Genomic DNA, 26,691 nt, shown 5'->3' with positions numbered 1-26,691 from the left:
GTACAACCTGCCTCTTATAACACTGTATCCATACTTTCCGGGAGCAACTGTGTCCATCGATCTCAGCGAACCTCGGCGTTACCAGCAGCTGGCGGATAATTTCGCCAGCGCAATTCATGACGGTACCTGGCTACCGGGCAGCCGTTTACCCGCTATTCGCCGCGTAGCGATGGCGCAGCAGGTAAGCATTAATACCGTGCTTAGCGCCTGGCGCGTGCTGGAAGATCGCGGGCTGATTGAATCGCGTCCGCAGTCCGGTTATTACGTGCGCAGTATGCTGCCCGCGCCGGAAAAAAGTCTGAGCTACCAGGCCACCGTCAGCACGCCGGGGCAGGCTAAGCTGGATCTGATCGATACGGTGTTCGCGGCGCAAAATCACCCCGACTATATCAATATCTCCCTGGCCTGCCCACGCGACGGCGATTTCTATCCTACCGCCAGGCTGGCGCGCATTACCGCCTCGCTGCTACGCCGCCATCCGCAAATTATCGGACGTTATGCGCTGCCGCCAGGTAGCGAGAGCTTACGTAAAGAGATCGCGCGGCGCGCCAGCTATATGGGTATGAAGCTGACGGCCGAAGCGATTACGCTGACGCACGGTTGTATGGAAGCGCTACAGCTGGCGCTGCGCGCCACAACGCGGCCGGGAGATTGCGTTGGCCTGGAAACGCCGACCTATTTTTTCCTGTTTCCGCTGCTCTCCAGCCTGGGCCTGAAGACGCTGGAAATTCCCACCGATCCGCAAACCGGCCTGTCGCTGGATGCGCTGGAGATGGTGTTGCAGGAAGGACGCATTCAGGCGCTGATCGCCATGCCGGGCCTGCAAAATCCGTTAGGCTGCAGCATGACGCCGGAAAATAAAAAGCGGCTGGCGGCGTTGATGAACCATTGGCAGGTGCCGCTGATTGAGGATGGCTTATACGATGAGCTGCAGTTCCGCGAGCCGCAGCTGCCAACGGTAAAAGCGTTCGATCGCGACGGCTGGATAATTTATTGCACCAGCTTTACCAAAACCGTAGCGCCGGATTTTCGTATCGGCTGGATGGCGGCAGGCCGCTACAGTAAAGCGATCGCCCGGCTGAAAGCCTTCTCTTCCATGGCGGAATCGGCGCTGCTGTGCGAGACGCTGGCGCAGTTTCTGGCAACCGGCGGCTACGATCGCCATCTGCGATCGCTGCGCCGTCGCTATGCGGCGAACCTGGATGAAGCGCGAGCGTTAATTGCGCAGCATTTTCCGGTTGGCACCCGCGCCACGCGGCCGCAGGGCGGCTTTGTTTTCTGGATAACGCTGCCGGACAACATTGATACTGAGGAGCTGTTTCATCAGCTGCTACAGGAAAAAATCTGCCTGACGCCCGGCGCGCTTTACACGCTAAGCGATCGTGCTAACCATGCGGTGCGGCTCTCCTGCTGCTATCCCTTTGACGACCGTTATCGCTACGCCATCAGTCGCGCGGGCGCGCTGGCGTGTGAAATAAGCAAGCTACCCGCCGGCGCGCTGGCGTAAGGCCGTCAGGGGATGCCGTTGCGCCCCCATGTTACGTAGCCTGCTCTGGCGGTCAGTCGCTCATAGTAGGCGCGAATAGCGGGGTAATCCGCATGCTCAAGCGGGGTTTCATACCAGCGGTTAACCGACAGGCCGATAGGAATATCCGCCAGGCTGAAGCGATCGCCCGCAATATAACGTCCGGTTTTTTCCAGCTGCTGATTGAGAATGCCCATGGTATAGGTCCAGCCTTTACAGGCGGCAGCCAGCAACCGTTCGTTTTGATGGGCGGGCGACTGTCGCACTAGCGCCATAAAGGCGTAGCGCCAGGCGGTATTCAGTTCAGTGGCCTGCCAGTCAATCCAGCGATCAACCAACGCGCGCGCGCGCGGCGCGGTGGGATAGAGCCATTCGCCCTGGTAAGCATTGGCCAGGTAGCGAATAATAGTGTTCGACTCCCACAGCACAAACTCTTCATCTTTGATCACCGGTATCATCGCATTAGGATTCAGCGCCAGAAAACGCGCCTCGTGCGTTGATCTGAATCCCTCCCCCCACTCCTCGCGCTGGTACGGCAGGGAGAGCTCATCGCACAGCCAAAGCACTTTGCGTACGTTAATAGAGGAGGCGCGTCCTAAAATTGTCAGCATCAATTCAGCCCTGAATTTTTATACGGTTACTCTTATTCATAGTTGCCGCCGTTGACGTTGGCAATGTAAACAGGCTAGTAATCCATTTTCTGTCGTCGTTACGCCGTCGCCGTGCGCAAAACCTGGATGAAACGTTGAGGCTTATTGTCTGACGCTTTTCTATCGGTATCCGCATGCCCTCGCCAGACGTTGACCTGAGCGAACACGAGACAGGTTAAACTATTATGTTCAAAATCTTTATTGCCTTTATATAAGAAAGTTTTATTTTTTAGCGAAAGTGATGATGATTTTCATAAAATAGAAATAAACGATTCGATCATATGAGAGTTAGTCTTATTACCTGAAAACTCACGCTATAATACTCATGCCACGCCATAATTAAGCATTGGGGAAAAGATGGAAAAGCTAACAAAAAGCGCTGTGTCCAACATAGTGGGATTATGCTTCAGTATCTTACTGGCTCATCTCTCTTCATTGAAAATCATGTATGATGGCAGTCACCAACACATATGGGATGTTATAATTATTGTGATGGTATTCTTCGGCGTAAAATACATAACAATATTAATTATTAATTTTTTTATAAAAAGCAAATAACAAAAAAAACACACCACATAAGGAAGTAAAATGAAAGAAATCTCTCTCAATGTATTAGATAAAATATCTGGAGCGAGAGGCGCTCCTGCCTCACCCGCTAATAATATTGGCGCATCCATGATTACAGGGGCTTTAGCTGGCATATATTTTGGGCCATGGGGAATGGTTAGCGGTGCCGCTTTAGCAGGGATTTATACAGGTATAGGAATGATTAATAGTAACGGGCCTTTATTCAGATTTTAGTTAATGCTCTGCTTTCCTCCGTTCAATAAATTAAATATTTAAGCGGCAAAAAATATATTTGCCACTTATAGAAGTAATTAGCGTAACCTTCCCATTATAGATAATTAGTCCACTCCTGCAACAAATAACCCATCCGTAAGAAGGTCGAGCGGGGGCCAGTAACCAGGCGCAAAGCGATCTAAAGATTGACGTTGGCAATGTAAACAGGCTAGTAATCCATTTTCTGGATCAACGTGGGGATGGTTATGGCAAACAAACTTCCTTTTAAGCAGGTCGATGTTTTCAGCAATACAGCTTTCTGTGGCAATCCGCTGGCGGTGATCCTGGCCGCCAGCGAGCTGAGCGATGCGCAAATGCAGGCGATCGCCCGCTGGACGCACCTTTCCGAAACCACTTTTGTGCTGCCGCCGCAGCACCCTGACGCGGATTATCGGGTACGCATTTTTACCATTGAAGGCGAACTGCCGTTTGCCGGTCATCCCACGCTGGGCACAGCGCACGCGCTACTGGAAGCAGGCCATCAGGTTAAGACGCCGGGCCGTATCGTGCAGGAGTGCGGCGTAGGCCTGGTGCCGGTTACCATAGCGGCTAACGGCGATTTAGCCTTCTCCGCGCCGGAAGCGACCCTGACCGGCTGGGAGCATCCGGGTATCGCCGCCGCCCTTAACAGCGAAGCGTTTGATATGCAGCAGGCGGTAACGATTGTCGATATGGGCATTCGTTGGCTGCTGGTGCCGATGGCCTCGGCACAGGCGGTGCTGGATATCGTTCCTGATGTGCCGCGTCTGGCGCAGCTGTTGCAGGATGCCGGCGTGAACGGCCTGATGCCGTTTGGCCCGGCCAACGACGGCCAGGTACAGTATGAGGTGCGCGGGCTGCTGGTGGAACAGGGCGCGTTAACGGAAGATCCAGTTACCGGCAGCGCCAATGCCTGCCTGGCGCGCTATCTGGCGGTGCAGGGCCGCCCGCATGATTACCTGGCGCGTCAGGGTAGCGCTATTCAACGCAACGGCCTGGTTTCCGTTCACTATCGCGATGATGGCATCTGGATCGGCGGCAAAGCCGTTACCCTTATTGACGGTACCTTAACGGTTTAACGCCCTGCGGCCGGCGCGGAAATGCTCCGCCCGGCCTGCTATACCGGCAGCCGGATGGTCCGGCGCGCCCGTTAAGGCTTACAGAAACATGCCGCCCGACGCCTCAATACGCTGTGCGGTGATCCAGCCGGTATCCTCGCTAAGCAGCGCAGCGACAGCGCGGCCGATATCATCCGGCTGACCGGCACGTCCCATGGCAGTTTGCGCTGCGACCCAGGCGTTAACTTCAGGATTATCACGCACCGAGCCGCCGCCAAAATCAGTTTCAATCGCCCCGGGCGCCAGAATATTAACGGCAATCCCGCGCGGCCCCAGTTCACGCGCCTGATAGCGCGTCAGTACTTCCATCGCGCCTTTCATTGAGGCATAGGCCGCATAGCCCGGTGGGCTAAAGCGCGCCAGCCCGCTGGAGACATTCAGAATGCGGCCGCCGTCATTAATCAACGGCAACAGGCGCTGGGTCAGAAAGAAAGGGCCCTTAAAGTGGGTCAGCATCAGCGTATCGAACTGTTGCTCGCTGGTTTCAGCAAAAGAGTTATACATGCCGATGCCAGCATTATTAAACAGATAATCAAAGCGCGCGCGCTGCCAGTGGGTACGCAGCGTCTGCTGCAACCGTTCGGTAAAATCCGCGAAGCTGCTGACTTCGGCTACGTCCAACTGTAATGCTGCGGCACGCCGACCCAGAGCGCGGATCTCTTCCACTACGTTTTCCGCTTCCTGCTGCTGTTGACGCCAGGTAATGATCACATCAATGCCCTTTTCCGCCAGCTTTAGCGCTGCATTACGCCCTAACCCACGGCTGCCGCCGGTTATTAATACGATTTTATCGCTCATAATGCTTCTCCTGCCTTTACATTGCTTAAAAATAGAGCATATTGAAAACATCAATCGCGATAAACCAGGTTTGTAACGCTTCACTGTTTCATTTTTAGCAACAAACGGTGCATAAATGGATAAAATTCATGCAATGAAGGTGTTTGTTACGGTCGCAGAGATGGAAAGTTTTACCCGCGCGGCGGAGAGTCTCGGCCAGCCAAAAGGCAGTTTGTCGCGTCAGGTGCAGGCGCTGGAAGACCAGCTGGGAACGCGGCTGCTACACCGTACCACCCGCCGCGTACAGCTTACTCAGGACGGTCTGGCCTATTATGAACGCTGCCGCGACGTACTGGCGACGCTGGATGAAATGGATACCCTGTTTCAGAAAGAGCCGGCCACCCTAAGCGGACGCCTGCGAGTGGATATGCCGGTCGCACTGGCGACCGATATTGTTATTCCCCAGTTGCCGCAGTTTCTACAGCATTATCCGGGCCTGGAGCTGGAACTCAGCAGCAGCGATCGGCAGGTGGATGTGATTCGGGAAGGCTTTGACTGCGTGGTGCGCGTGGGCCAGCTGCAGGATTCTGGCCTGATAAGCCGAACGCTGGGCCTGTTGCAAATGGCGAACTGCGCCAGCCCCGGCTATCTGATGCGTTTTGGTATGCCGCTGCGGCTGGAAGCGCTTTCGCAACATGCAATGGTGCATTACAGTCAGCAGTTTGGCGGCGCGCCGGCGGGCTTTGAATATTATGACGGTCAGCGCAGCCACTTTATCCAGACCGGCGGCGCGCTGACGGTGAACTCGACGCAGGCTTATCGTCACGCCTGTCTTGCCGGGCTGGGCATTATCCAGGCGCCGCGCCACGGCATTCAGCCGCTGCTGGAAAATCAGCAGCTGGTAGAAGTGCTACCTGGCTTCCGCGCGCGTCCGATGCCGCTATCGCTGCTTTGGCCGCACCGTCGTAATCTGGCGCAGCGGGTCAGGGTCTTTATGGAATGGCTAACGCAGCTGTTGAAAGGCTACGTAACGTAACAGCGCGGCTATAATGACAAGCTAAAGCCCTAAACATAAGGATGATTCCGGTTGATGACGGACAAAAACCCCACGCCTCCTGCCGAACAAGCAGAAGAGAAACCCCTGATTAATATCAAGACGGGCAACGCGACGGTTGACCGTTCGATTACCCGCGTGTCGCGTTTTGTAAGCTGGTTCCAGGCCATTCCGGCAGTGGCGCACTTTATTCGCGCCGGGGAACGCTTTACCGATCGCCTCGGCAGCCAGTTCGGCGCGGCGATTACCTATTTCTCGTTTTTATCGCTGATTCCGATCCTGATGGTCTCTTTCGCGGCGGTGGGCTTTGTGCTGGCGTCGCATCCCACGCTGCTGAACGAGCTAATTGAACGCATTGTCAACAGCATCAGCGATCCCACCTTAGCCAGTACGTTAAAAAATACTGTCCAGACCGCCGTTCAGCAGCGCACCACGGTGGGCATTACCGGCCTGCTGGTTGCGCTTTATTCCGGCCTCAACTGGATGGGTAACCTGCGTGAAGCGATTCGCGCCCAGTCGCGCGACGTGTTTGAGCGCGGTAAGCAGGACAAAGAAAAGATCTATTTCAAATATACCCGCGATCTCATTTCCCTGACCGGACTAGTGGTAGCGTTAATTATTACCCTGTCGCTGACTTCTATCGCCGGTTCGGCGCAGGATGCGATTGTGCGGGCGCTGGGGCTACAAGATATTGAATGGCTGCGGCCGGCGATGACGCTGATTGCGTTATCGATTTCGATCTTCGCTAATTATCTGCTGTTCCTGTGGATTTTCTGGATCCTGCCGCGCCATCGCCCCCATAAACGAGCGTTACTGCGCGGTACGCTGCTGGCGGCAATCGGTTTTGAAGTGATTAAATTTATCATGACCATGACACTGCCGAAGCTGGCCGCCTCGCCTTCCGGCGCGGCCTTTGGTTCGGTGCTGGGCCTGATGGCATTTTTCTACTTCTTTGCGCGCCTGACGCTGTTTTGTGCCGCCTGGATCGCGACCGCTAATTATAAAGATGACCCGAAACTGGAGCTACGCCGGAAAAAATAGCCCACGCGCGACGCGGCGTCGCAGATGAAAATGCCGCGTTGCGCGCAATCTTTAACCGATAGCCAGCATGAATAACTAACCCCTCACTTTTATTTCCCTGTTTTGCAGTGATTCCCGCCAGAAAAAAGGCCGTTCGCCCTGCCATCCGCCGATAAAGCTTTATTGTTAAAAATTATTCACTTTTCGCCCGTCGAAGCCAGCCGTGACGCGGCTTTTCACCATTGAACGCGTTAGAGCCAGTGCGTAAGATTCCTCGACACGACTTAAAAATAAGAAACAATTATGCAAGCATCCATCGCTCCAACAATCGATACCGAGAACGACAACGCTCAGGTTAATTCACGCAGTAAAGTGGTTATTGCGTCGCTGGTGGGCACCGCTATCGAATTCTTCGATTTTTATATTTACGCCACCGCCGCAGTGATTGTTTTCCCGCATATTTTCTTCCCGCAGGGTGACGCAACGGTGGCTACGCTACAGTCGCTGGCCACCTTCGCCATCGCTTTTGTCGCCCGCCCCATCGGTTCGGCGCTCTTTGGTCATTTCGGCGATCGCGTCGGTCGTAAAGCGACGCTGGTCGCCTCGCTGTTAACCATGGGCATCTCTACGGTGGTGATCGGCCTGCTGCCCGGCTATGACACTATTGGCGTCTTTGCGCCGCTGCTGCTGGCGCTGGCGCGCTTCGGTCAGGGTCTGGGGCTGGGCGGCGAATGGGGCGGCGCGGCGCTGCTGGCGACGGAAAACGCCCCGGCGAAAAAACGCGCGTTGTATGGTTCCTTTCCACAGCTCGGCGCGCCGATTGGTTTCTTCTTCGCCAACGGTACCTTCCTGCTGCTCTCCTGGCTGTTAACCGACGAGCAGTTTATGAACTGGGGCTGGCGTGTGCCGTTCGTACTGTCGGCGGTGCTGGTGATTATCGGTCTTTATGTCCGCGTCTCGCTGCATGAAAGCCCGGTATTCGCGAAAGTGCAAAAAGAGAAAAAGCAGGTGCGCATCCCCATCGGTACGCTGCTGACCAAACATCTGGGCGCAACGATCCTCGGCACCTTTATCATGCTGGCGACCTACACGTTGTTTTATATTATGACTGTTTACTCAATGAGCTACGGCACTGCGCCGGTGCCTGCCGGTCTTGGCTTCTCGCGAAATAGTCTGCTGTGGATGCTGATGGTGGCGGTAATTGGTTTCGGTGTGATGGTGCCGATTGCCGGTCTGCTGGCTGACCGCTTTGGCCGTCGTAAAACCATGATCGTCATTACGCTGGGGATTCTGGTGTTTGCGCTGCTGTTTCCGTCACTGATGGCCTCCGGTAGCCAGACGATGATGATGCTGTTCCTGCTGATCGGCCTGAGCATTATGGGGCTGACATTTGGCCCGATGGGCGCGCTGCTGCCGGAGCTGTTCCCGACCGAAGTGCGTTATACCGGCGCATCGTTCTCTTACAATTTGTCGTCGATTCTCGGCGCCTCGGTGGCGCCCTATATCGCCGCCTGGCTTAATGCCAATTACGGGCTGTTCGCCGTCGGCCTCTATCTGGCGGCGATGGCGCTGCTGACGCTGGTTGCGCTGATCGCCTGCAAAGAGACGCGCCATCAAACACTGTACGAAGCGTAATTTTTGCTGGTTTAGATACAGGCCGCAGCAAACCCATGCTGCGGCCTTTTTTTGATTAATTATCTTGGTTAAACCCGTCAGATTGACCAATTGTCTTCACTAGCGTATCTAAACAGTTTTTCCCGCAGCCACTTTATAAAGCGCACGAATGGAGCTAACAACATATTGGTTAAGCTCTCTTTTCAAAATAAAGTTAGTTGCGATACCATATAATTAGCTTATAAATCGTTAATAACAAGCTTCTCGTGCCAAATGCAGCCAATAATGCAACAAAATAATCTGCCACAGCTGTGTTTTCTGCCATGAAAAATATAGAGCAATGATGCAGCGTGTAAAACAGCACTACAGGATACAGGAACGAGATTATGATTTTCGCTCTAATCGTTGTATAGGGAGGCCACATAATTCACCAAGAGCAATCATTGCCGGAGCAGTTAGAATCAGACCCGTGAGACCCCGAGCCGTTGTTAGCGCCGTTATCGTTAAAACAAGTTCCCATACCTACAACCGCACCGCCAATTGACCCAGCCACTACTCCCGGCGCTCCACCGACCGAGCCTGCTATCAATCCACCAAAAATATTCCATCCCACGCAGTTCTGAGGAGTATTGGGAACTGAGCCACCATTGTTACGGCCCTGACTGCCTTTCCCGGAATGCCTGTTCATTCCAACGTTTTCAGATCCCGAATTAGCGCCCGCGCCGAAAACTTTAGTGACGCTTTCATTATTTAGCACTCTCATAATTGAATTCCTTCTCCAAATAAACGAGCAATTGGCTCACTTAAATTTCTATCAAATGGAATTGGATGGTATTGCCGCTATCGACCATTTGTTGTCGACGTGAAACGCCATTGATGTTGCAGCAGTCATTTTATGCACAGCAGCGCAGACCAGATATAAACTTATCCGACAAAATAAAAAAACCCGTATTCAAATTTGAATACGGGTTTTATCAACTTATGTCAGTCTTCAGCCAGGCAAAAGATTACTTCTGCTCTTTCATCTGCTGTAGCACGTTAACGCACTGGTTATCTTCATTATCGCTGGGCGAGATTAACGCCAGCAGCGCCGCCGCTGGCGTCAGCACCGTACCTAACGCTACCGCCGCCGCGCCGCGCGCTAACAGCGGCCCGGTCTTCACGCCCGCATCCGGGTTTTTAAAGGTGCCGCGTACATAAAGCGGTGAACGCAGCGTCACGATACGCACGCCTTTACTTTCTGGGTTGATCGACAGATCCATCCGCTCATTGGCGAAGTTAACGTTACCGGAGAGATTAACGACCGCATTAGTGGTATCGAAAACAAACAGCCGTGACGAGGCCACGCCGTTACGCACGTCCAGGTTAGCCGCCGCGCAGTTGATACGTACTTCGTCATCGCCAAACAGTTTGCCCACCACGTAATTGCCCACATTCAGGCCGACAATTTCCATCAGGCTACGGCTGATGACGCCGTCATTCATCAACAGCTTCAGATCGCCGTTACTGGTGGCCAGCAAATCCGCGACCGAGTTGCCGGTGCCGCTCAGCTTCGCATCGCCGTTCAGTTCGCCCATGCTGCTGCGCATCGCCTCTACGTCCGGGAAAAGCTGACGCAGATGCAGCCGACGCGCATGCAGATCGGCACGGCCGCGCATCGGCGACTTACTGCCCTCCAGACGAATCGTTGAGTTGATATTGCCGCCCGCAATGCCAAAACGCAGCGGATCCAGTAGCAGGTCGCCGTCCTTTAGTTCCAGATGGGTATACAGGTCGCTTAACGGCAATGAATTACTGTGTTCAATGCGCTTGCCGCTAAACTTCACGTCGGCATCCATTACGTCCCAGTTTTTAGTATCAAAACGATCGTGGGGCAGGACGCGATCGGTGGGCTGATTGCTGCTTTCGCTACGTTGCGCCTCGGCGCGCGTGCTCTTATCGCTCTCTTTAGCAGAATCTACCCCGATCAGCGGCCCCAAATCCGCCATGCGCAGCTGGCGTGACACCACTTCGCCGCTCAGCTTCGGTCGCGGTTTACCCTGCGTATAGGTCAGCGTGCCATGAATATCGCTATCGCCGATATGACCATTAAAATTCTCGTAGTGATAAACGGCATCGCCTTTTTCGCGGAACTTCACTTTGAGATGACCGTCAGTTTCATATGGCGGCGTATCCGGCAGCAGGACGCCGGTTAAATCGTACAGGTTAGCCAGCGTATCGCCGGAGAATCGCACGCGCAGATCCAGGCCGCCCAGGTTCAGCGGATCCTGCAGGCTGCCGGTAATTCCCACGCGCGTGGTGCCATTGCGTACTTCCGCCTGGATCGGGAACGGCGTGTTTTTACTGCGTAGCGAAAGCATGCCGCCCAGTTTGCCGCGGCCATCCAGCTGCTGATCGTTCCAGGTTCCGCTGGCGCGCCAGCCGAAGATGAAATCCGCCGCGCCCTTCTGCTTATCATCGCCGCCGACAACCTGACCATACGGCACCGGTTTGCCCAACGGATCCACTTCCATTTTGACATTGGCTTTATTGACCGCATCGCGATAAGCGATATGCGCGCGGTCAAACTGAATATTATCCAGACGGAATGACCAGGCAGAAGGCGGCGACGGCTCCGTTTCCGGCTGGTCGCTGTTAGCCAGATCGAAGGTCCAGTTGTTCTTTTTATTGGCGGTCTGGATCAGTCTGGCGTCCGGCTGTTGCAGCTTGATCCAGGGAATAAAGATCTCTTTGTGCAACAGCGCCAGCGGTGAAATAGTGGCATCGGCGCGCTGGAGGTGCACCATCGTCACTTCAGGAATATCGGGCGGGTTGCCCAGCATAATATCTTCCGCATGAATTTGCGGCCAGGGCACCCAACGGCGCCAGCCCTGTTCATCACGGTTGCGCGACCAGTTAACGCCAAGGTCGCCGCGAATAGCGAAAGGCCGGTTCAGCTCCGTTGAGACTTTCTGGTTGATGGTTGGTTTCAGGCGATTCCAGTTGAAGGTTGCGATGACAACCACCAACACCACAACCAGCAAACAAAAAATCCCAATCACCCAGCTGGTAATTTTTCCTGCGCGTGACATCTCCGTCTCCTTACCTGCAAGCTATTTGGTAAAGATAGTAGAGAGGAAGCAAATCAGCATCCTGGAAGCTGAAACGGCAGGTTAACCAACGCATCAAAAGGCTGCGGGCGCGCAAAGAAGTAGCCCTGGGCGGCAAAAGCGGACGAATTGCGCACCTGCTCCCACTGCTCGGCGGTTTCTACCCCTTCGACAATCACGCCTTTGCAGTAGCGATTTATCAGCGCCAGTAGCGTAGTAAACAGGCTGCGGCCCTCTTCGCTATTACGCAACAGCAGAAACAGCTCGCGCGCCAGCTTGATGTGGTCGTAACTGAGCTCCGTCAGGGCTGAGAAATTCGCCATACCGGAACCGAAGTCATCCAGCCACAGCGCGCCCAGCTCCGGCATCTGCGCCACCATTTCTTCCTGCGGCAAAACATGATGCTCGACCAGCTCAAAACGGATCCAGGGCAGTCGGGCAATCAGCGCGCGCAGCGGCGCATGGTGCTGAATCGCCAGCAGCGCCGGCCCGTCAATATTGACCGAGGCCACGCATCCGGACTCGGCGAAAAAGTGTTCCCAGCGGCTTAGCAACTCCAGCTGTTCCTGAATGACATATAAGCGTTGAGAAATATCCAGTGCAGCAAAATAACGTTCCGGCGACTGTTTCTGCCCCGGCGCAGAAGGATGCGACACCGCAGTCAGCAGCTCAATTGCCATCAGGCGGCCCGTAACCTGATATATCGGTTGAAAGGTGTAAAAACGCTGGCATTCCAGCCAATAGTGCCGCCGTTCCTGATGTTGTTGTATGACAATTGAGGAGGGAAGCCGATGACTGATTTTATTCATCATCATGATTGTAATCCTGGTGGTCAGGCCCTGTTCCTCAGTCAATCGCGACGTGCTGGTAACATGTCCAGGACTAACGCAGCGTTGAAGCCAGCTACTTTATCAGCAGGTAACCTTTTCAATCGTGACAATAACGGGGGGATTTATCGTTTTATCGCCGCTTATCTCAACAAATTAAACACTTAAGTTAAATTAAAACGCTGTTTTAAAATATTGACTCGCCGCCGCGCTCGGTGGAGACTAAAGCCTTTCATTACGGGGGTGATTAGGATGGCAGGGAAAAAAATTGCGGTAATCGGCGAGTGCATGATTGAACTTTCATCACAGGGAGAGGCGCTAAAACGCGGCTTTGGCGGTGATACGCTGAATACAGCCGTTTATATCGCGCGTCAAACGCAGGCTGACCAGCTGACGGTAGAGTACGTCACCGCGCTGGGCAACGATAACTTCAGCAGCGAGATGCTGGCCGCGTGGCAGCAGGAAGGGGTTAAAACCGAGCTGGTACAACGTCTGGAAAATCGCCTGCCCGGCCTGTATGTAATTGAAACCGACGCGCACGGCGAGCGCACCTTTAGTTACTGGCGTAATGAAGCCGCCGCACGATTCTGGCTGCAAAGCCCGCAGGCGGAGGCGATTTGCCAGCAGCTGGCGCAGTTCGATTATCTCTACCTCAGCGGCATCAGCCTGGCGATTCTGTCGGCGGAAGATCGTCAGCGGCTGATGACGCTGCTCTCCGCCTGTCGCGCTAACGGCGGCAAAGTCATCTTTGATAACAATTATCGTCCCCGCCTTTGGGCGAGCCGTAACGCGGCGCAGCAGGCGTATCAGGCGATACTGAACTGTACCGATATCGCCTTCCTGACGCTGGATGATGAAAGCGCGCTGTGGGACGAAGCGCCTGTGGAACAGGTGATCGCCCGTACCCGCGCCGCCGGCGTGAGCGAAATCGTGATTAAGCGTGGCGCCGAGGCGTGCCTGGTGGCGCTGAATGATGAGCCGCTGTTGGAGGTGCCGGCCATCCGCCTGGAGAAAGAAAAGATCATCGATACCACCGCAGCTGGCGACTCGTTTAGCGCCGGTTATCTGGCGGTGCGGCTGTGCGGCGGCAATGCTCAGGAGGCGGCGCAGCGCGGACACCTGACCGCCAGCACCGTTATCCAGCATCGTGGCGCAATTATTCCGCTTAACGCTATGCCGCGCTAACCGCTGCGCCTATGCTGTACTTTCCGCTATCGCTCAGGAGAGTAAGCAATGCTTAAAGTTTGGGGACGTAAGACTTCATCAAATGTACAGGTTGTGATGTGGTGTATCGGCGAGCTGGGGCTGCCTTACCAGCGTATCGACATCGGACATAAATATGGCGGTAATCATACGCCGGAATTTTTGGCGATGAACCCCAACGGTCTGGTGCCGGTACTCTGCGATGATAGCAGTCCGCCGCTGTTTGAGTCTGCCGCCATTGTCCGCTACCTTGCCGGCCGCTATGGTGATGATGCCTTCTGGCCGCAATCGGCGCTGGCGCGAGCGGCGATTGATGTCTGGGCGGAATGGGCAAAATCGAGCGTGTACGTGAGTTTTATCCGCCCGATTTTCTGGCCGGTGTTTATGGGGGCGCCGGAAGATCGCGATGAGCAGGCGATTGCCGCCGCGCTGGATAATCTGACGAATCTGCTAAAGATTGCTGACCATCAACTGACGCAGCACGACTATCTGGCGGGCGATCGGCTGACGGTAGCGGATATTATGTTCGGCACGCTGCTATATCGTTATTACACGCTGGAGATTGCGCGCCCCGCTTTACCCGCGCTGGAAAAATATTACCAGCGCTTAACGCAGCGTCCGGCTTATCAGGAGCATGTGATGGTGCCCTATGCCGAACTGCGTAACTGGTAACCCCAGATAAGCGTTACCTGGCATCTTCAACGCTTCGTTGCGCTGGAGCGCCGGTTAACAGCCCCTGCCAGCTATGGGGCTTTTTCCAGGCAGCTTAACGTTTTCTGCTACGCGTTAGCGTCACTGCGACCGCAAAAATAATAACGGCAAGAATCAGTGAGATAATAAAGGTTATATTTACCAGCATATTACCAATCTGCTCTGCGCCAGCTACGCCAGCTATATCTGCTATCCGATACTGAAGATCAACCGAAATAAACTTTGGCACAATAAGATTAAGCATCAGCAGTAAAATGATAAAACTCAAGATCCACACTATCCATTTATTAATTTTCATTAATTTACCCGCACTGTGCCAAAAGCTTTCATACTCGTTCCTGGGATACTAAATGTAGTAGTTTGCAAAAGACTAGCACGCAAATAATGAAAATCTGGAATATGATTAACTGTTATATATCCTTCACTTAAGCCTCTTGGTCCGACCGGATGTAACCGGAACCGTCCGCGCCAGATGCCATTCTCAAAAGTAAAATCATCTATTTGCCCGTCATCCCGGTATAATGCAAACCATTCATTACGGTCAGTTCCGTAGCCATAGCGCAAAGCCATATCGTATAAAAATCCCATTTGCCCGCCTGACTGACGATTGATAATATAGTATCGCCCTTTTGGAATCGGACCAATATTCTCCCATCCTGTCATTGTAGGATTATTTAGACCAAATTTCTGGCCAGAGAAAGCAGGGAATTTCCCCACACCTTTACATTCTAATATTGATAAAGGCATACCATTGAGCGTGAAAATGCATTCTATATGCCATAACTACTCCTTGTTATTAATCAAAGCTTTTTGATTAAACCACGTTTACTATCCCGTATAATGATAACGCCATCTAATTTTAGAGATCTTATGTTCACTAATAACCTTGCTATATTCCCCCAGAAAAAACCAATAATCTTCTCGCTACATTATTCTTTAGACAAAAATTATTAATAAACCTCACTATTTTTCCATAAGTTAAATTCAACTTTTCCGCGCCAGGCTAATTCTGATTCTGCGGGTTGGCGCACAGTAAATGCTGGACGCGAATGCCCGACAACGCCAATGATTAACAGGCCCCGCCTGAATTTTATCCGCTGCGATTATGGCTCCGGCACTTAAACATCACGCTAATCAGGACAGGTTATGAAAGCAGAAATTTTCAATCTCTGGCCACACGGCGACGCGCCTGGAGCCAGTCAGTCGACCGCTAAACCGCAGATCATCGATTTAGCCAAAGAATTCGAACCCTACAACCGGGCGGCTTCAGGCGTGCGTTGTCCTGAACTGGCCGTCTGGTACCCGGAAGAATCAAACGGCACCACGCTGCTGGTGGCGCCGGGCGGCAGCTTTGCCCGCATTATGATCGATAGCGAGGGTAGTTCGCTGGCGACCTTCTTTACCGCCATGGGGTATACACTGGCGGTAATGACCTATCGTCTGCCGGGAGATGGACATCACGAAGGGGCGGATGCGCCGCTGGCCGATGCCCAGCGTGCGGTACGCGTTTTGCGCGATCGCGCCACGCGCGGCCTGAACGGCAAACGCATTGTGATGCTTGGCTTTTCCGCCGGCGGCTACGTTGCCGCCAGCGTCGGTACGCGCTTTAGCGAAAAACTGTATCCCCCGCAGGATAACGCCGACAAACTCTCTGCGCGTCCGGATGCGCTGGTGCTGGTCTATCCGGTGATCTCAATGCGTGAAGGTCTGGCGCACGCCGAATCGCGCCAGCGACTGTTGGGCGCATGGCCGGATGAGAAAACCCTGGAAGCTTATTCGCTGGAGACCCGTGTGACGCGTGAAACGCCGCCGGTGCTGCTGATCCACGCCGTGGATGATGAAAGCGTACCGGCCACCCACAGCATGGCATTTTTCAGCGCCCTGCGGGAACAGAAAGTGCCGGTAGAATTGCATTTTTATGAGCGCGGTGGCCACGGTTTCGGCATGCGCAATCTGGCCGATTCGCCGTTAGCCAGCTGGCCGATGCTGGTAACCGAATGGCTGCGGGCGAAGAAAGCCACTGTACCCACTGCCTGAACAGAACAGTAAAAAAAACGGCCGGTGAGGTTTACCCGCACCGGCAGCCTGGTTTATGACTGCGGCGCCGGAATATCTGAAACTTCCGCTTTCCCCTCTTCCTGCGTAGCGACAACCGGCGCCGGCGGGGCCATGATTTTCTGCCAGCTCTCATGCAGCGCGTTGATATTAGCTTCCGGCTCGTCCTGCGGCTGCATCAGCGACATCGTCAGTTCCTGCGACAGCTGCTGGCGTAGCTCCTGATTCAACGCGTTCAGCGTCAGGGTATTCAGGAAATCCTGTCGATATTTTTGATACTGCTCCGGCGCGATATCCACCACGGCGTTTTGCTGCGAACGCAAGCGCTGGCTCATTAACACATCGGTGTCGGTACGCGCATAGGTAGCGAACAGTTTATTCAGCTCGCTGGTTTTCTGCGCCATCAGCGCATCAAACTCCGACTGCGGCAGGCCGTTATCGCGCACATTAGCCAGCTCATGCGCAATCAGGTTCATATTTTTCTCCAGCGTTTCCGCGCTGGAATCCATGCTGATAGCGCACTGCGCCCGTTGATAGAGCACGCGACAATCAAAGCCAACCTGTACGCCCTGCGCTTTGCTGTCGCTCAGTACGCGTTGAACGTGCCAGAACAGCGCTTCGCGCGCCAGATCGCTCTGCCAGTAGCGGATAAGGTTTTGTGAATCGCGGATGGGCTGCCAGGGCATATCCCAGATCAGCGACAGGCGATCCTGCTTCAGGCTGGGATTGACCAACGCAACCGGCTGTGGCGGCAGCGGCGAGAGCGTCGGCACCGGCGCGGGCATATCGCGTTTGCCGGTCAGCGGCGAGAAAGTTTTGTTGATTTGCTCGCTAAGGGCCCGGCTGTCTACATTGCCGACCACAAAGAGCGTCATCGCATCAGGCGTGTACCATTGCTTATAGAAGCTATCGAGCTGATTGAAATCAACCGGCGATTTAGGCTGCTCGGCAGGATCATGGCCCAGCAGCGTGGAGCCTTTCAGGCGATAACGCCACCAAACGTCACGCGGGTTCAGCGGCCAGCTGGCAATAGGATCGTCCGCATTAAGCGCGGTGCTGACCACCTGCTGGTTAATCGACATTTTGCCCGCCGTGGCGGAGAGCCAGCTCAACGCATCCTTTAACAGTTCCGGGCGGTTATTAGGCAGGCTAAGATTATACAGTGTGAATTCATAGGATGTGACCGCTGGCGGCAAGGGTCGATCGGGATCCATGCCCTGCTGCCAGAGCGAACGCTGCTGCGCCGGATCGAGAGCGGTGCTATGCACCATCGCCAGGCGAGGCAGCAGATGGCTGAAGCCGGTTTGCTGGGCATTTTCCATCAGCGATCCGGTATTCACCATCAGACGGATTTCCACGCGATCGTTAGGGCGCTGCGGCGTGCTGAGAAGTTGCCACTTAAAGCCGTTATCTAGTTTGCCCTGCTGCCAGGCGGGATCGGGTTGTAGTGTTTCAGCCTGCAATGTGCCGCTGACGGCCGCCAGCAACAACCCACCCACCATAAGACGCTTTCTGGTGCCCTGCATGTGAACCCCTACTCAATTACCAACTTAATCTCATTGATGACGCACGATAGTCTGACGCTATCTTCCTGTTGATAACGCACAGCGGGCGCACCGGCAGTTAGACCACGCAAAAACGAGGTTGTCACACAACAACGAGAAATAAAATAAACGTTAACCGTGCCCGGTCATACCCGGTGTAATAGCTTACACAGTCTGTGTGGGCTTTATTATGCAAATGCCCGCTGCAAGGGCAAGCTGCTGCGGGCACAGATAAAGGTTTTTTATGAATATTTATAGGTTCATGGCTCCGGCGCGCCCACAGATGCTCATAAGCTATACAACCGCAGCCATCACGGCGGCAACAGGGCAATAAAAAGGGACGCGGCCTGACTGGCAGGCGGCGTCCCTTGATGGTTCACGCCGGGCAATGGCGCGTTTCAGGCTGTTACTTACACCGAGGCTCCCGGTATTTTTTTCGCTTTTTTCGCCGGCGAGAGTTCATCACGCAGCTGTTTTTCATCGAGCTGATCAACCCATTTCGCCACTACGATGGTCGCCACGCCGTTACCGACGAGATTGGTTAACGCACGCGCTTCAGACATAAAGCGGTCGATACCCAGAATCAGCGCCAGCCCGGCGACCGGCAAATGGCCTACTGCAGAGAGCGTGGCGGCCAGCACGATAAAGCCGCTGCCGGTGACGCCCGCCGCTCCTTTCGAAGAAAGCAGCAGCACCACCAGCAGGGTAATCTGATGGAAGATATCCATATGGCTGTTAGTGGCCTGGGCGATAAATACCGCCGCCATCGTCAGGTAAATGGAGGTGCCGTCGAGGTTAAAGGAGTAGCCGGTAGGAATAACCAGCCCGACCACCGATTTTTTACAGCCCAGCTTTTCCATCTTATCCAGCATGCGCGGCAGCGCAGATTCCGAGGAGGAGGTGCCGAGCACAATCAGCAGCTCTTCTTTGATATAAGCGATGAATTTAAAAATGTTAAAACCGGTGACGCGGGCGATGGTGCCCAGTACCAGCACCACGAACAGAATACAGGTGATGTAGAAGCAGATAATCAGCTGGCCCAGCTGCACCAGCGAGCCGACGCCATATTTACCGATGGTGAAGGCCATCGCGCCGAATGCGCCAATCGGCGCAAGGCGCATAATCATATTGATGATGCCGAAAATAACCTTTGAGAAGCTTTCGATTACGTTAAAAATCAACGTGCCCTTATCGCCCAGACGGTGCAGCGCAAAGCCAAACAGAATGGCGAATAACAGCACCTGCAAAATATTGCCGCTGGCAAAAGCGCCGATCACGCTGCCGGGAATGACATCCAGCAGGAAGGCCACCACGCCCTGCTGCTCTGCCTGTTGGGCGTAAACCGCTACCGCTTTGGCATCCAGCGTGGCGGGATCGACATTCATGCCTGCGCCCGGCTGGATGACATTCACCACCACCAGACCGATAATCAACGCGATGGTACTGACGATTTCAAAATAGAGTAGTGCCACCGCGCCGGTGCGGCCCACCGCTTTCATACTTTCCATCCCGGCAATACCGGTGACGACGGTACAAAAAATCACTGGCGCGATAATCATTTTGATCAGTTTTACAAAAGCATCACCCAGCGGTTTCATTTGCGCGCCCAGCTCGGGGTAAAAGTGCCCAAGCAGGATACCGATGGCTATCGCGGTGAGTACCTGGAAATACAGGCTTTTAAACAGAGAAGTTTTCATAAAAGCGTATCCGTTGACGGCGTGAAAAACGAGGCATTTGCTGTTTTTATCATCAAGATATAGCGCGAAAAAAATAACACCGCGTTAACAAGATTGATATCTTCTGTCACCACCCGAACGGGTCATAATCAATATTTATGAACTGAAACGCTTCAGCAGCAATTTCTATAACCAGATATTCAGAATTAAATGCTGGGTCCGGGAAGGATTACCTGCTTCCCGGTGAGAATGCAAAATTGGCAGCTCGCTATAAAACTGAGGGCCGCGTTGCGACCCTCAGTATTCAATGCTGTAGAGTCAGCGTCGCCAGCCATTTCTCAAAATCATTCAACGAAAGCGGCCCGTCAAATAGATACCCCTGACCAATGGTGATGCCGCGCGCCAGCAGCCAGTCACGCTGAGCAACCGTTTCAATACCTTCGGCCACTACATCCAGCGCGGTGATCTCAGAGATAGCCGCCACGATCCTGACAATCGTGTCATCATCGGGCAGCGCGGAAACAAAACTGCGATCCATTTTTAGCTTGCTGATCGGCAACGATCGGAACTGGTGCAGATAGCTCAGGTTGGCATAGCCGGTGCCGAAATCATCCAGCGCCACCGCCACGCCGACCTCCTGCAACGCGCTCAGCAGGCTTTTAGCCTGCGCGGGATCGCCGATTTGCGCGGTTTCCGTTAATTCCAGCACCAGACTGCCGTGTTGAATGCGGTGCCGCTCCAGCAGCTCCTGCAGATGCCAGACGGTGCCCGGCTCGCGCAGCTGTATCGCTGAGATATTAACGCTCAGGGGCAAGCGGATGCCGCGCTTCTGCCAAGCCGCCAGCACGCGGCACGCCTCTTCCAGCGCCCAGCGCCCCAGCGCCCCGATTACGCCAATCTCTTCGGCATTAGCGATCAGCTCTTCCGGCAGGCTATAGCTGCCGTCGAGCTGGCGCATACGCAACAGCGCCTCGGCGCCGACCAGCTCGCCGGTGGCCATATTAATCTGCGGCTGTAAAAACAGCGCGAACTGCTCCTGCTCCAGCCCCTGTAGAATATCGTGTTCCTGCGTCAGCCGCCGCTGCGCCCGTTTGGTTAGCAGCGGATCGAAAAATAGCACCTGGTTTTTGCCCTGATGGCGGGCAGACATCATGGCGGAAACCGCCCGACCCAGCAGCTCTGGCGCGCTCAGGTGGTCGGCGTCGCGCTGGGCGATGCCAATGCTGAGCGTCGGGCGTAGCTGCACCTCATGCAGGCTGACCGGTTGATTAAGGCGGTTCATCAAATTACGCGCCAGCCGATAAGCGCGGAACGGGTTGTTCGCCTTTTTCACCAGCAGCGCGAAATCACTGACGCCAAGCTGGCCCACTACGGTGCGTTCTTCAATCACGCCGCGAATTTTTTCCAGCAGCGTTAAGGTCAGCGTATCGCGCTGCTCTTCCGTCAGCACGCCGTTGGCTTCCAGCAACGTCTCTATGCGCACCACCATCACGGTAAAAGGCCCGCTATAAGCGGCTGCCTTTAGATGCTGCTCCAGCAGCGCCAGAAACAGCGTGCGATTGGGCAGATCGGTTAAGACATAATGAGTGGTCAAACGGCTCATCTCATCATGCACCGACTCTAGCACCTGCAGATTGCGGTTATAGCTGCGGATAAGCATGCCGATCTCATCGTCATTATGCAGCGGCGGCAGCGGCAGCTTATGGGTCAGAATATCCTGTGGCGGCAGATCCTGCAGCGCATGTGCCACGTCGCGCAGCGGATGGATCACCAGCCGGTTAATGCACCAGCTAATGGCAATCGAGAGGATCAGCGCCAGCAGCAAGTAGGTAGTCAGCATAGTGGCGATGGTGCTGAGGATAAATTGATAAACGCGCCAGGAATCGGCCTGCAGTACCAGGTAGGCCAGCGGCTTCGGCGAGACGGTGCTCTCCACCGAATAGAGCGGCACGGTAATCTGCACCGGCAGTTCAAACAGCCGGGCAATCAGGCGCGGCACCGCTTTTTCGTTTTCAAAATCGGTATGCAGCGCCTGAAAAGCGTTAGGCAGCACCACCTCTGCGCGTGAAAGGATTCCGGCGGGCTTTAAGGATTGCAGGATATGTTCAGCCTGCGGGATATCAGCACGCAGCACCGCCTCGGAGAGCGGCTGGCGCACCGTATGCGCGATGTTTTCCATCTGCTGGGCGTAGTCCGTCCTGCGCTGCTGCACAAAGTGGAAAAGCTGGATAATGATAAAAATACAGATAGTCACTACCGCAACGCCAGAAACCGTTGCCATCTGCTTGATCGTAAGTGACCGACTAACGCGCAAAGCTATTCTCCAGGCCCCTGGAAAGCGGGCAATAACGATAAAAGCAACCAGGAGTATATCTCATGGTTGCTGTTTTTTTAGCAATGATGGTGACGGCAGGAAACCGTTTTAGGGTTTTTCCAGGCAGGACGCTACTTAAAGTCAGCGTAAGGCGCCAGCGGCTCCGGCGGCAAATCGAGGTCGCCTTCCCAGCCGCTCATTGAATAACGGGCGTATATCAGGCCGTGGCTGGGCGTATAATCTTTCGCCTGCTGAATATCTACCGCCACCCCTAATGTCCAGTGCGACGTCAGACGCCGCTCCACTGCCGCCCGCAGCGTATAGCCGAAGCCGGTGCCGGAACTGCCTGCGGCGGTTTCATTTGCCGTCGTTTCAAAACCAGGCCAGACCGGGTAGCGCCGCTGTGCGCTGGTTTTTGAGCGCGACCAGGAAACCGAGCCGCCAACGTCAAATGACCAGTTCTCAGTACGCTGCCGCCAGTTTATCGGCACTGCCAGCGAAAAATATTGCTGCGGGCTATAATAGCCGCCCTGCCCAAACGCGTAATCGCTGAGATCCTTTTGGTAGTGCCACAGCATACTGTTCAGGCCGATAGTCGCGCGCCGGTTATCTTCGTTTATCAGCTTATAATAATAGCCCGCCATCAGACGCTCGCGGCTGTTATCCGCCACGTTTTTACCGCTAATTTGATGCGCGCTAAGATCGGCCCATACCCCGTGCGATCCGCCCCGATCGTAGCTCAGGCCGATCGCGCCGCCGGTTGCGACGACGCCGCCCCAACGCTTGCCGCCCTGCGGGCTGGGATCGCGCGCGCCGGCATAGGCCAGCAGCGAGCTGGAAATAGGCCGCCGCGAAGCGGTAAACGTCAGGCCGACATCTTTCACATCGGTGTTCCAGCTTACGCCGCCCACCCAGTTAACCACTTCAAACCCCATCGGCGAGGTGCCGATATCTGCCGACCAGCGATCGTTTTGCCAGCCGGCACCTACCGCGACCCCTTCCGCATGCTGTTTCAGGTTGCTGCTACAGCCTGCGGTGCCATTATCGGCACAGGTACCGAACACTTCGGTATGACGGCCATTTTCAGTCGCAAAGGTGCCTGCTGACACCTCAACGCGATCGACGCGCACAAAGCTTTTACCGGCCGCCAGCGGCGTCTCAAGCTGGAGCATGGTGGTATGCGCGGTGAGATCGGAAATACCGCCGGTACCTTTATTGCGCGAATAGTCTTGCTCCAGCTTCAGCGTGGTGTCCTGACGCTGATAAAGATCGGCGGCATCGCTGCGAATGCCGCGCTTCAGCCAGCCGTCGCCCGGGTTATTACGCATCAGCCGGGTAAAGGCGGCGTTATCCTGCGGCGCCGTCGGGGTAATGCCGCTGGCGACCATCGCCTGACGATAATCAAGGAAAGCCAGCGCTGGCTGCTGCTGCTGCGCCTCCAGCCGGGCCGCATCACGGAATACCAGCGCGCTGCTTTGCGAAGGCGCTTCCTGTTGCGCGCGCGGTTTCAGCTGTTGCCAGAGCTGGCGCGCACGCGCAGTATCGTCCACGCTTTGCCAGGCATTAGCCAAACGACGGCCAACGTTAATGCTCGCCTGCGCCGCGCCGGCAGGCAGCGCATTCAGCGCGTTACGCGCTTCGGCTTTGCGATTCAGCGCCACCAGCGCCTCAATCTGCCCCAGCGCGGCGTCCTGATTGTTCTTATCCTGTTCCAGCACCTGCTGGTAACTCATCAATGCCTGTTGCGGATAGCCATCCGCCAGTGCCCAGTCGGCAAGGGTAATATCCCGGCGCGGCGAAGCGGGCAGCGCGTTAAGCAGCGCGACCGCCGCGCTATTGTTGCCCGCCAGCCGCTGCGCGTCAGCCTGGGCATATACCTTATTCTGCTGCAGGCGATCGGCCAGCTCGCGCATATTCTGATCCCAGCGCGCCTGCGGCAGGCCGTTAAGCTGCATCAGCGCCTCTTCGTCCCGATCGCTGTTGGAAAGATAAAGACTGTGAGCATAGACCTGGGCTGGATCGGCTGGCAGACGCTGCGCCATGGCGATCATCAGGCTGTCGGCCTGACGTGGCTCGCCGGCATTAAGCAGCGCGTTGGCCAACCGATAGTTCAGCCAGACATCATCCGGCGCATTCTGCTGCGCCTGACGATATTTTTCCGCCGCCTGCGTCCAGCTGCCCTGCTGAGCCAGCGTGTCCGCCTCGGCGCGCAGCACGTCGCTACGCAGGCTATTTAGCGTGCTGCCGAGCGCGCGCTGCTGCTCGCCGCTTAGCCCGTTGATAAAGGCGATCGCTTTTTGCGGCGACTGCTGCTGATACAGCCCCGCCAGCCGCCGTACCGCCGTGCTGTTGGTACGGTCCATTTGCCAGGCCTGACGAAATAGCCGCTCCGCCTCCGCCTCATTTTTCCGCGCCAGCGCCACGTCGCCTAAGCCAATAAGCGCATAACTATCGCTGTTATCCAGCGAACGCGCCTGCTGGTATTGGCGCTCGGCCCCGGCAATATCGCCTTGCGCCAGCGCCTTGTCGCCGTTTTCAATCGTCAGCCAGTAGCGGTTGGTTTGCAGCAGGCTCTGCCACATGCCCACGCTGGTGCTTTGCTGGCCCGCCTGTATCGCCTGCTCAAAATAGCGGGCGGCAGCGGCGCGATTATTGGCCCGCGCCTGTGCCTGGCCCATTGCGCCCAGCAGATCGGCATCGTTTGGATTAAGTTTCAGCGCCGCCTGCAACGTCGGAATCGCCTCGGCGCCGGCGCCCTTATCCACCAGCGCCAGCGCACGCGAACGCTGCTGGAAGGCGGGATCGGCCAGCATTTTTTGCCGACGCGCCAGCTCCTGCTCGCCATTACTGCGCGCATCGCCACTGGTGAAGGTATCCAGGTACTGTTGCAGTTGCGCCACGCTCTCTGCCGTGACCGGCTGCGCCTGAATATTGCTCAGCCACAGCTCCGCTGCCCGATCGCGCCCGGCCGGATTGGCCGCCAGCGTTTTCAGCTCGTCAGTCGCCCCGGCTCGATTATCGTTTTGGTACTGTAGCCGCGCCAGTTGCATACGCACACCGACATTACCCGGATAGCGCCGATCCAGCGCCTGCAGATTCTCCAGCGCCACCGGCAGCTGACCGTCGATGCGCGACACCAGGCTCCAGTATTCCAGCGCCAGGCTCACGTCGGGGAAGGTGCCGTTAAACAGTTTATCCCAGGCCGCGCGCGCCTCCGGCAAATGGCCGGAAGTCGCCAGCAAACGCGCCTGCTGCAGCTGTTGTCGGCCTTCAGGGCTAACCAGCAACATGCTGGACTGCGCTTCTTTCGCCGCCCGCGAATCGGGCGCGACCTGCGTTAACTGCGCCATATACTGCTGTGCTTTAGCCTGATCGCCCTGATGCAACGCCAGCCTGAGGCGCGCGGCAATCACTTCCGGATTATCAGGATCGATCTTATCCAGGCGATACAGCGCCTGCGTAACCAGATCATATTTGTTGGTCGCCTCGCCGGTGCGCACCTGCTCCAGCAGCCACTCCACCGGCGACACTTCGCGCGGCGCCTCGGCGGCCAGCGCGGGCAGAGTACTGATGCCGATCACGCCCGGCAGCAACAGGCTCAGACAGCTTAATCTGACGTTACGCATTGTGAATCCCATGCCGGTAACAGGTCGCCCTGCGCCGTAAAACGGTAGCGGTTATCACTCCAGCCGCTGCCAAACAGATTGAGTACGCTGCTGTAGTAGGCATCGCTGCCGGGCGGCTGTTGTTGCACCCGCTGCTGCTGTGCCGTCAGCGCATATGAACCCTGGAGAAACGGCAGCAGCGCCGCCGAAAAGCCCACGTTGCCGTGATTAGTCATTTCGCCGGTCAGCACATTCACGCGCTCCGGCGGATTGCCTGACGCTTCCGTCAGACGCGCCATCGGCGCCAGATGCGCCAGCAGCGTTGCTTTACGTGGGTCGTCGTCGCTCAGCATGCCCGCCCATAAATAAACGCGAATGGCATCGTAGCCGCCTATCGGTCCTTTGGCTTTATCAGGACGCCAGCCGCTGCCGCTCTGCCAGACATACCAGTCCGGCGCGAAGCCTTTTGGCGCGGTCTCCTGCAGCAGACGCAGCGCGTTGCGGTTAATCTCCGGCCACGGCCCTTTCAGCGCGCTAAGGCGGGTTAACAGCTGCAACGGCAGATAGCTGGGGTTAATCATCCAGCTGTCGGGCTGGATAAAACCGGCTTTACCCGGCATTAGCATCAGCCCGAAGCCTTTCAGATCGGCCACTTCCTCTTTCGCCACCCGATTTAACAGCAGCGTACCGGTAACCTGATAGCTGCGGCTGTGCCAGAGCTGGCTCGCCTGCAGCAGCGTCCAGCCGATCCACAGATCGGCATCGGAGGCCGGATTCTCGTCCAGTACCTGCCATTTACCGCTTTTACTCTCCTGCCCCCACAGCCAGGCGGGTAAACGCTGCGTCAGATCGCCCGCCGCCAGGTTGTTCTCCGTCCAGCTCAGCAGCCGGTCGAAGGTGGGGCGATCGTTCGCCACCAGCGCGAAAAAGAGCGCGTAGCTTTGCCCTTCGGAGGTGGTGATGTTTTTTCCTTCCCAGGGATCGATCACCCGCCCCTGATCGCTGATGTAGTCCTGTTTAAACTGTTCCCACTCTGGCCAGGCAGTACAATCAGCGCTGGCGCGCCCTGCAGCCAGCAGCATCAGCGCCA

21 protein-coding genes are annotated in these 26,691 nt (G+C 55.6%); 10 read left to right on the top strand and 11 right to left on the bottom strand.

The window, feature by feature from the left end; translation table 11 throughout:
* Window positions 1-49: 49 nt before the first annotated feature.
* Window positions 50-1,507, top strand: a complete 1,458-nt coding sequence (locus tag K6958_RS00825; protein ID WP_249892912.1) for an aminotransferase-like domain-containing protein — start codon at window positions 50-52, stop codon at window positions 1,505-1,507.
* A gap of 5 nt (window positions 1,508-1,512) precedes the next feature.
* Here K6958_RS00825 and K6958_RS00820 read toward each other — a convergent pair whose 3' ends face one another.
* Window positions 1,513-2,136 carry a glutathione S-transferase family protein gene (locus K6958_RS00820; RefSeq protein ID WP_249892911.1) on the bottom strand — a complete coding sequence of 208 codons (624 nt, stop codon included), beginning with the start codon at window positions 2,134-2,136 and terminating at the stop codon, window positions 1,513-1,515.
* A gap of 627 nt (window positions 2,137-2,763) precedes the next feature.
* Here K6958_RS00820 and K6958_RS00815 point away from each other — a divergent pair.
* A complete protein-coding gene (locus K6958_RS00815) occupies window positions 2,764-2,976 on the top strand; it encodes a microcin H47 (protein WP_249892910.1) in 213 nt (70 codons plus the stop codon).
* 245 nt (window positions 2,977-3,221) lie between these two features.
* A complete protein-coding gene (locus K6958_RS00810) occupies window positions 3,222-4,073 on the top strand; it encodes a PhzF family phenazine biosynthesis protein (RefSeq protein WP_249892909.1) in 852 nt (283 codons plus the stop codon).
* Between the two features lie 78 nt (window positions 4,074-4,151).
* On the opposite strand, the gene K6958_RS00805 is transcribed toward K6958_RS00810, so the two are convergent.
* Window positions 4,152-4,910 carry an SDR family NAD(P)-dependent oxidoreductase gene (locus K6958_RS00805; RefSeq protein ID WP_249892908.1) on the bottom strand — a complete coding sequence of 253 codons (759 nt, stop codon included), beginning with the start codon at window positions 4,908-4,910 and terminating at the stop codon, window positions 4,152-4,154.
* A gap of 115 nt (window positions 4,911-5,025) precedes the next feature.
* Between K6958_RS00805 and K6958_RS00800 the strand changes: the two genes are divergently transcribed.
* The 3 genes from K6958_RS00800 (at window position 5,026) to K6958_RS00790 (ending at window position 8,598) form a co-directional block, all read left to right on the top strand.
* Window positions 5,026-5,925 (top strand): LysR family transcriptional regulator, encoded by a 900-nt coding sequence (locus tag K6958_RS00800; RefSeq protein WP_249892907.1) that lies wholly within the window; start codon window positions 5,026-5,028, stop codon window positions 5,923-5,925.
* Between the two features lie 54 nt (window positions 5,926-5,979).
* Window positions 5,980-6,984: an inner membrane protein YhjD gene (yhjD, locus tag K6958_RS00795; RefSeq protein WP_249892906.1), complete on the top strand. Its 1,005-nt coding sequence runs from the start codon at window positions 5,980-5,982 to the stop codon at window positions 6,982-6,984.
* Window positions 6,985-7,266: 282 nt separating this feature from the next.
* Window positions 7,267-8,598 (top strand): MFS transporter, encoded by a 1,332-nt coding sequence (locus K6958_RS00790; protein WP_249892905.1) that lies wholly within the window; start codon window positions 7,267-7,269, stop codon window positions 8,596-8,598.
* Between the two features lie 986 nt (window positions 8,599-9,584).
* On the opposite strand, the gene K6958_RS00785 is transcribed toward K6958_RS00790, so the two are convergent.
* Together K6958_RS00785 and pdeH are read right to left on the bottom strand one after the other, a co-directional pair.
* Window positions 9,585-11,648 (bottom strand): AsmA family protein, encoded by a 2,064-nt coding sequence (locus K6958_RS00785; RefSeq protein WP_249892904.1) that lies wholly within the window; start codon window positions 11,646-11,648, stop codon window positions 9,585-9,587.
* 53 nt (window positions 11,649-11,701) lie between these two features.
* Entirely contained in the window at window positions 11,702-12,481 is a 780-nt protein-coding gene (gene pdeH, locus K6958_RS00780) for a cyclic-guanylate-specific phosphodiesterase (protein WP_249892903.1), read from the bottom strand.
* Here pdeH and K6958_RS00775 point away from each other — a divergent pair.
* The 3 genes from K6958_RS00775 to K6958_RS00765 all read left to right on the top strand — a co-directional run bounded on the left by K6958_RS00775 (window position 12,458) and on the right by K6958_RS00765 (window position 14,368).
* Entirely contained in the window at window positions 12,458-12,661 is a 204-nt protein-coding gene (locus K6958_RS00775; RefSeq protein WP_249892902.1) for a hypothetical protein, read from the top strand. The genes pdeH and K6958_RS00775 overlap by 24 nt on opposite strands.
* A gap of 84 nt (window positions 12,662-12,745) precedes the next feature.
* A complete protein-coding gene (gene kdgK, locus K6958_RS00770) occupies window positions 12,746-13,678 on the top strand; it encodes a 2-dehydro-3-deoxygluconokinase (RefSeq protein ID WP_249892901.1) in 933 nt (310 codons plus the stop codon).
* Between the two features lie 48 nt (window positions 13,679-13,726).
* Entirely contained in the window at window positions 13,727-14,368 is a 642-nt protein-coding gene (locus K6958_RS00765) for a glutathione S-transferase family protein (RefSeq protein WP_249892900.1), read from the top strand.
* 94 nt (window positions 14,369-14,462) lie between these two features.
* Here K6958_RS00765 and K6958_RS00760 read toward each other — a convergent pair whose 3' ends face one another.
* Window positions 14,463-14,705 carry a hypothetical protein gene (locus tag K6958_RS00760; protein WP_249892899.1) on the bottom strand — a complete coding sequence of 81 codons (243 nt, stop codon included), beginning with the start codon at window positions 14,703-14,705 and terminating at the stop codon, window positions 14,463-14,465.
* The gene (locus K6958_RS00755) at window positions 14,705-15,154 is read right to left on the bottom strand and encodes a DUF2778 domain-containing protein (protein ID WP_249892898.1); all 450 of its coding nucleotides are present in this window, start codon (window positions 15,152-15,154) and stop codon (window positions 14,705-14,707) included. Before K6958_RS00755 ends, K6958_RS00760 begins: the two co-directional genes overlap by 1 nt.
* A gap of 399 nt (window positions 15,155-15,553) precedes the next feature.
* Here K6958_RS00755 and K6958_RS00750 point away from each other — a divergent pair, with 399 nt between their 5' ends.
* The gene (locus K6958_RS00750) at window positions 15,554-16,444 is read left to right on the top strand and encodes an alpha/beta hydrolase (protein ID WP_249892897.1); all 891 of its coding nucleotides are present in this window, start codon (window positions 15,554-15,556) and stop codon (window positions 16,442-16,444) included.
* 53 nt (window positions 16,445-16,497) lie between these two features.
* On the opposite strand, the gene K6958_RS00745 is transcribed toward K6958_RS00750, so the two are convergent.
* The 5 genes from K6958_RS00745 to bcsZ all read right to left on the bottom strand — a co-directional run bounded on the left by K6958_RS00745 (window position 16,498) and on the right by bcsZ (window position 26,683).
* Window positions 16,498-17,988: a M16 family metallopeptidase gene (locus K6958_RS00745; protein ID WP_249892896.1), complete on the bottom strand. Its 1,491-nt coding sequence runs from the start codon at window positions 17,986-17,988 to the stop codon at window positions 16,498-16,500.
* A 428-nt stretch (window positions 17,989-18,416) separates the two neighbouring features.
* Complete coding sequence (locus tag K6958_RS00740) at window positions 18,417-19,703, bottom strand: dicarboxylate/amino acid:cation symporter (protein ID WP_249892895.1); 1,287 nt, start codon at window positions 19,701-19,703, stop codon at window positions 18,417-18,419.
* Window positions 19,704-19,986: 283 nt separating this feature from the next.
* Window positions 19,987-21,996: a biofilm formation regulator HmsP gene (gene hmsP, locus K6958_RS00735; RefSeq protein WP_249892894.1), complete on the bottom strand. Its 2,010-nt coding sequence runs from the start codon at window positions 21,994-21,996 to the stop codon at window positions 19,987-19,989.
* A 131-nt stretch (window positions 21,997-22,127) separates the two neighbouring features.
* Entirely contained in the window at window positions 22,128-25,622 is a 3,495-nt protein-coding gene (bcsC, locus tag K6958_RS00730) for a cellulose synthase complex outer membrane protein BcsC (protein ID WP_249892893.1), read from the bottom strand.
* Entirely contained in the window at window positions 25,604-26,683 is a 1,080-nt protein-coding gene (bcsZ, locus tag K6958_RS00725; protein ID WP_249894755.1) for a cellulose synthase complex periplasmic endoglucanase BcsZ, read from the bottom strand. Before bcsZ ends, bcsC begins: the two co-directional genes overlap by 19 nt.
* Window positions 26,684-26,691 lie beyond the last annotated feature (8 nt).

It is taken from the genome of Mixta hanseatica (assembly GCF_023517775.1).
Lineage (GTDB): Bacteria > Pseudomonadota > Gammaproteobacteria > Enterobacterales > Enterobacteriaceae > Mixta > Mixta hanseatica.
This window is presented reverse-complemented; position numbering and strand designations above follow the sequence as displayed.

Bases quoted from the DNA above. Each gene is read 5' to 3' on its own strand.
- K6958_RS00740 (WP_249892895.1), bottom strand. From the start codon at position 19,703: ATGAAAACTTCTCTGTTTAAAAGCCTGTATTTCCAGGTACTCACCGCG.
- K6958_RS00790 (WP_249892905.1), top strand. From the start codon at position 7,267: ATGCAAGCATCCATCGCTCCAACAATCGATACCGAGAACGACAACGCT.
- K6958_RS00815 (WP_249892910.1), top strand. From the start codon at position 2,764: ATGAAAGAAATCTCTCTCAATGTATTAGATAAAATATCTGGAGCGAGA.
- K6958_RS00820 (WP_249892911.1), bottom strand. From the start codon at position 2,136: ATGCTGACAATTTTAGGACGCGCCTCCTCTATTAACGTACGCAAAGTG.
- K6958_RS00775 (WP_249892902.1), top strand. From the start codon at position 12,458: ATGACTGATTTTATTCATCATCATGATTGTAATCCTGGTGGTCAGGCC.
- K6958_RS00760 (WP_249892899.1), bottom strand. From the start codon at position 14,705: ATGAAAATTAATAAATGGATAGTGTGGATCTTGAGTTTTATCATTTTA.
- yhjD (WP_249892906.1), top strand. From the start codon at position 5,980: ATGACGGACAAAAACCCCACGCCTCCTGCCGAACAAGCAGAAGAGAAA.
- kdgK (WP_249892901.1), top strand. From the start codon at position 12,746: ATGGCAGGGAAAAAAATTGCGGTAATCGGCGAGTGCATGATTGAACTT.
- K6958_RS00785 (WP_249892904.1), bottom strand. From the start codon at position 11,648: ATGTCACGCGCAGGAAAAATTACCAGCTGGGTGATTGGGATTTTTTGT.
- K6958_RS00800 (WP_249892907.1), top strand. From the start codon at position 5,026: ATGGATAAAATTCATGCAATGAAGGTGTTTGTTACGGTCGCAGAGATG.
- K6958_RS00755 (WP_249892898.1), bottom strand. From the start codon at position 15,154: ATGCCTTTATCAATATTAGAATGTAAAGGTGTGGGGAAATTCCCTGCT.
- K6958_RS00765 (WP_249892900.1), top strand. From the start codon at position 13,727: ATGCTTAAAGTTTGGGGACGTAAGACTTCATCAAATGTACAGGTTGTG.
- K6958_RS00745 (WP_249892896.1), bottom strand. From the start codon at position 17,988: ATGCAGGGCACCAGAAAGCGTCTTATGGTGGGTGGGTTGTTGCTGGCG.
- K6958_RS00805 (WP_249892908.1), bottom strand. From the start codon at position 4,910: ATGAGCGATAAAATCGTATTAATAACCGGCGGCAGCCGTGGGTTAGGG.
- bcsZ (WP_249894755.1), bottom strand. From the start codon at position 26,683: ATGCTGCTGGCTGCAGGGCGCGCCAGCGCTGATTGTACTGCCTGGCCA.
- pdeH (WP_249892903.1), bottom strand. From the start codon at position 12,481: ATGATGATGAATAAAATCAGTCATCGGCTTCCCTCCTCAATTGTCATA.
- bcsC (WP_249892893.1), bottom strand. From the start codon at position 25,622: ATGCGTAACGTCAGATTAAGCTGTCTGAGCCTGTTGCTGCCGGGCGTG.
- K6958_RS00750 (WP_249892897.1), top strand. From the start codon at position 15,554: ATGAAAGCAGAAATTTTCAATCTCTGGCCACACGGCGACGCGCCTGGA.
- K6958_RS00810 (WP_249892909.1), top strand. From the start codon at position 3,222: ATGGCAAACAAACTTCCTTTTAAGCAGGTCGATGTTTTCAGCAATACA.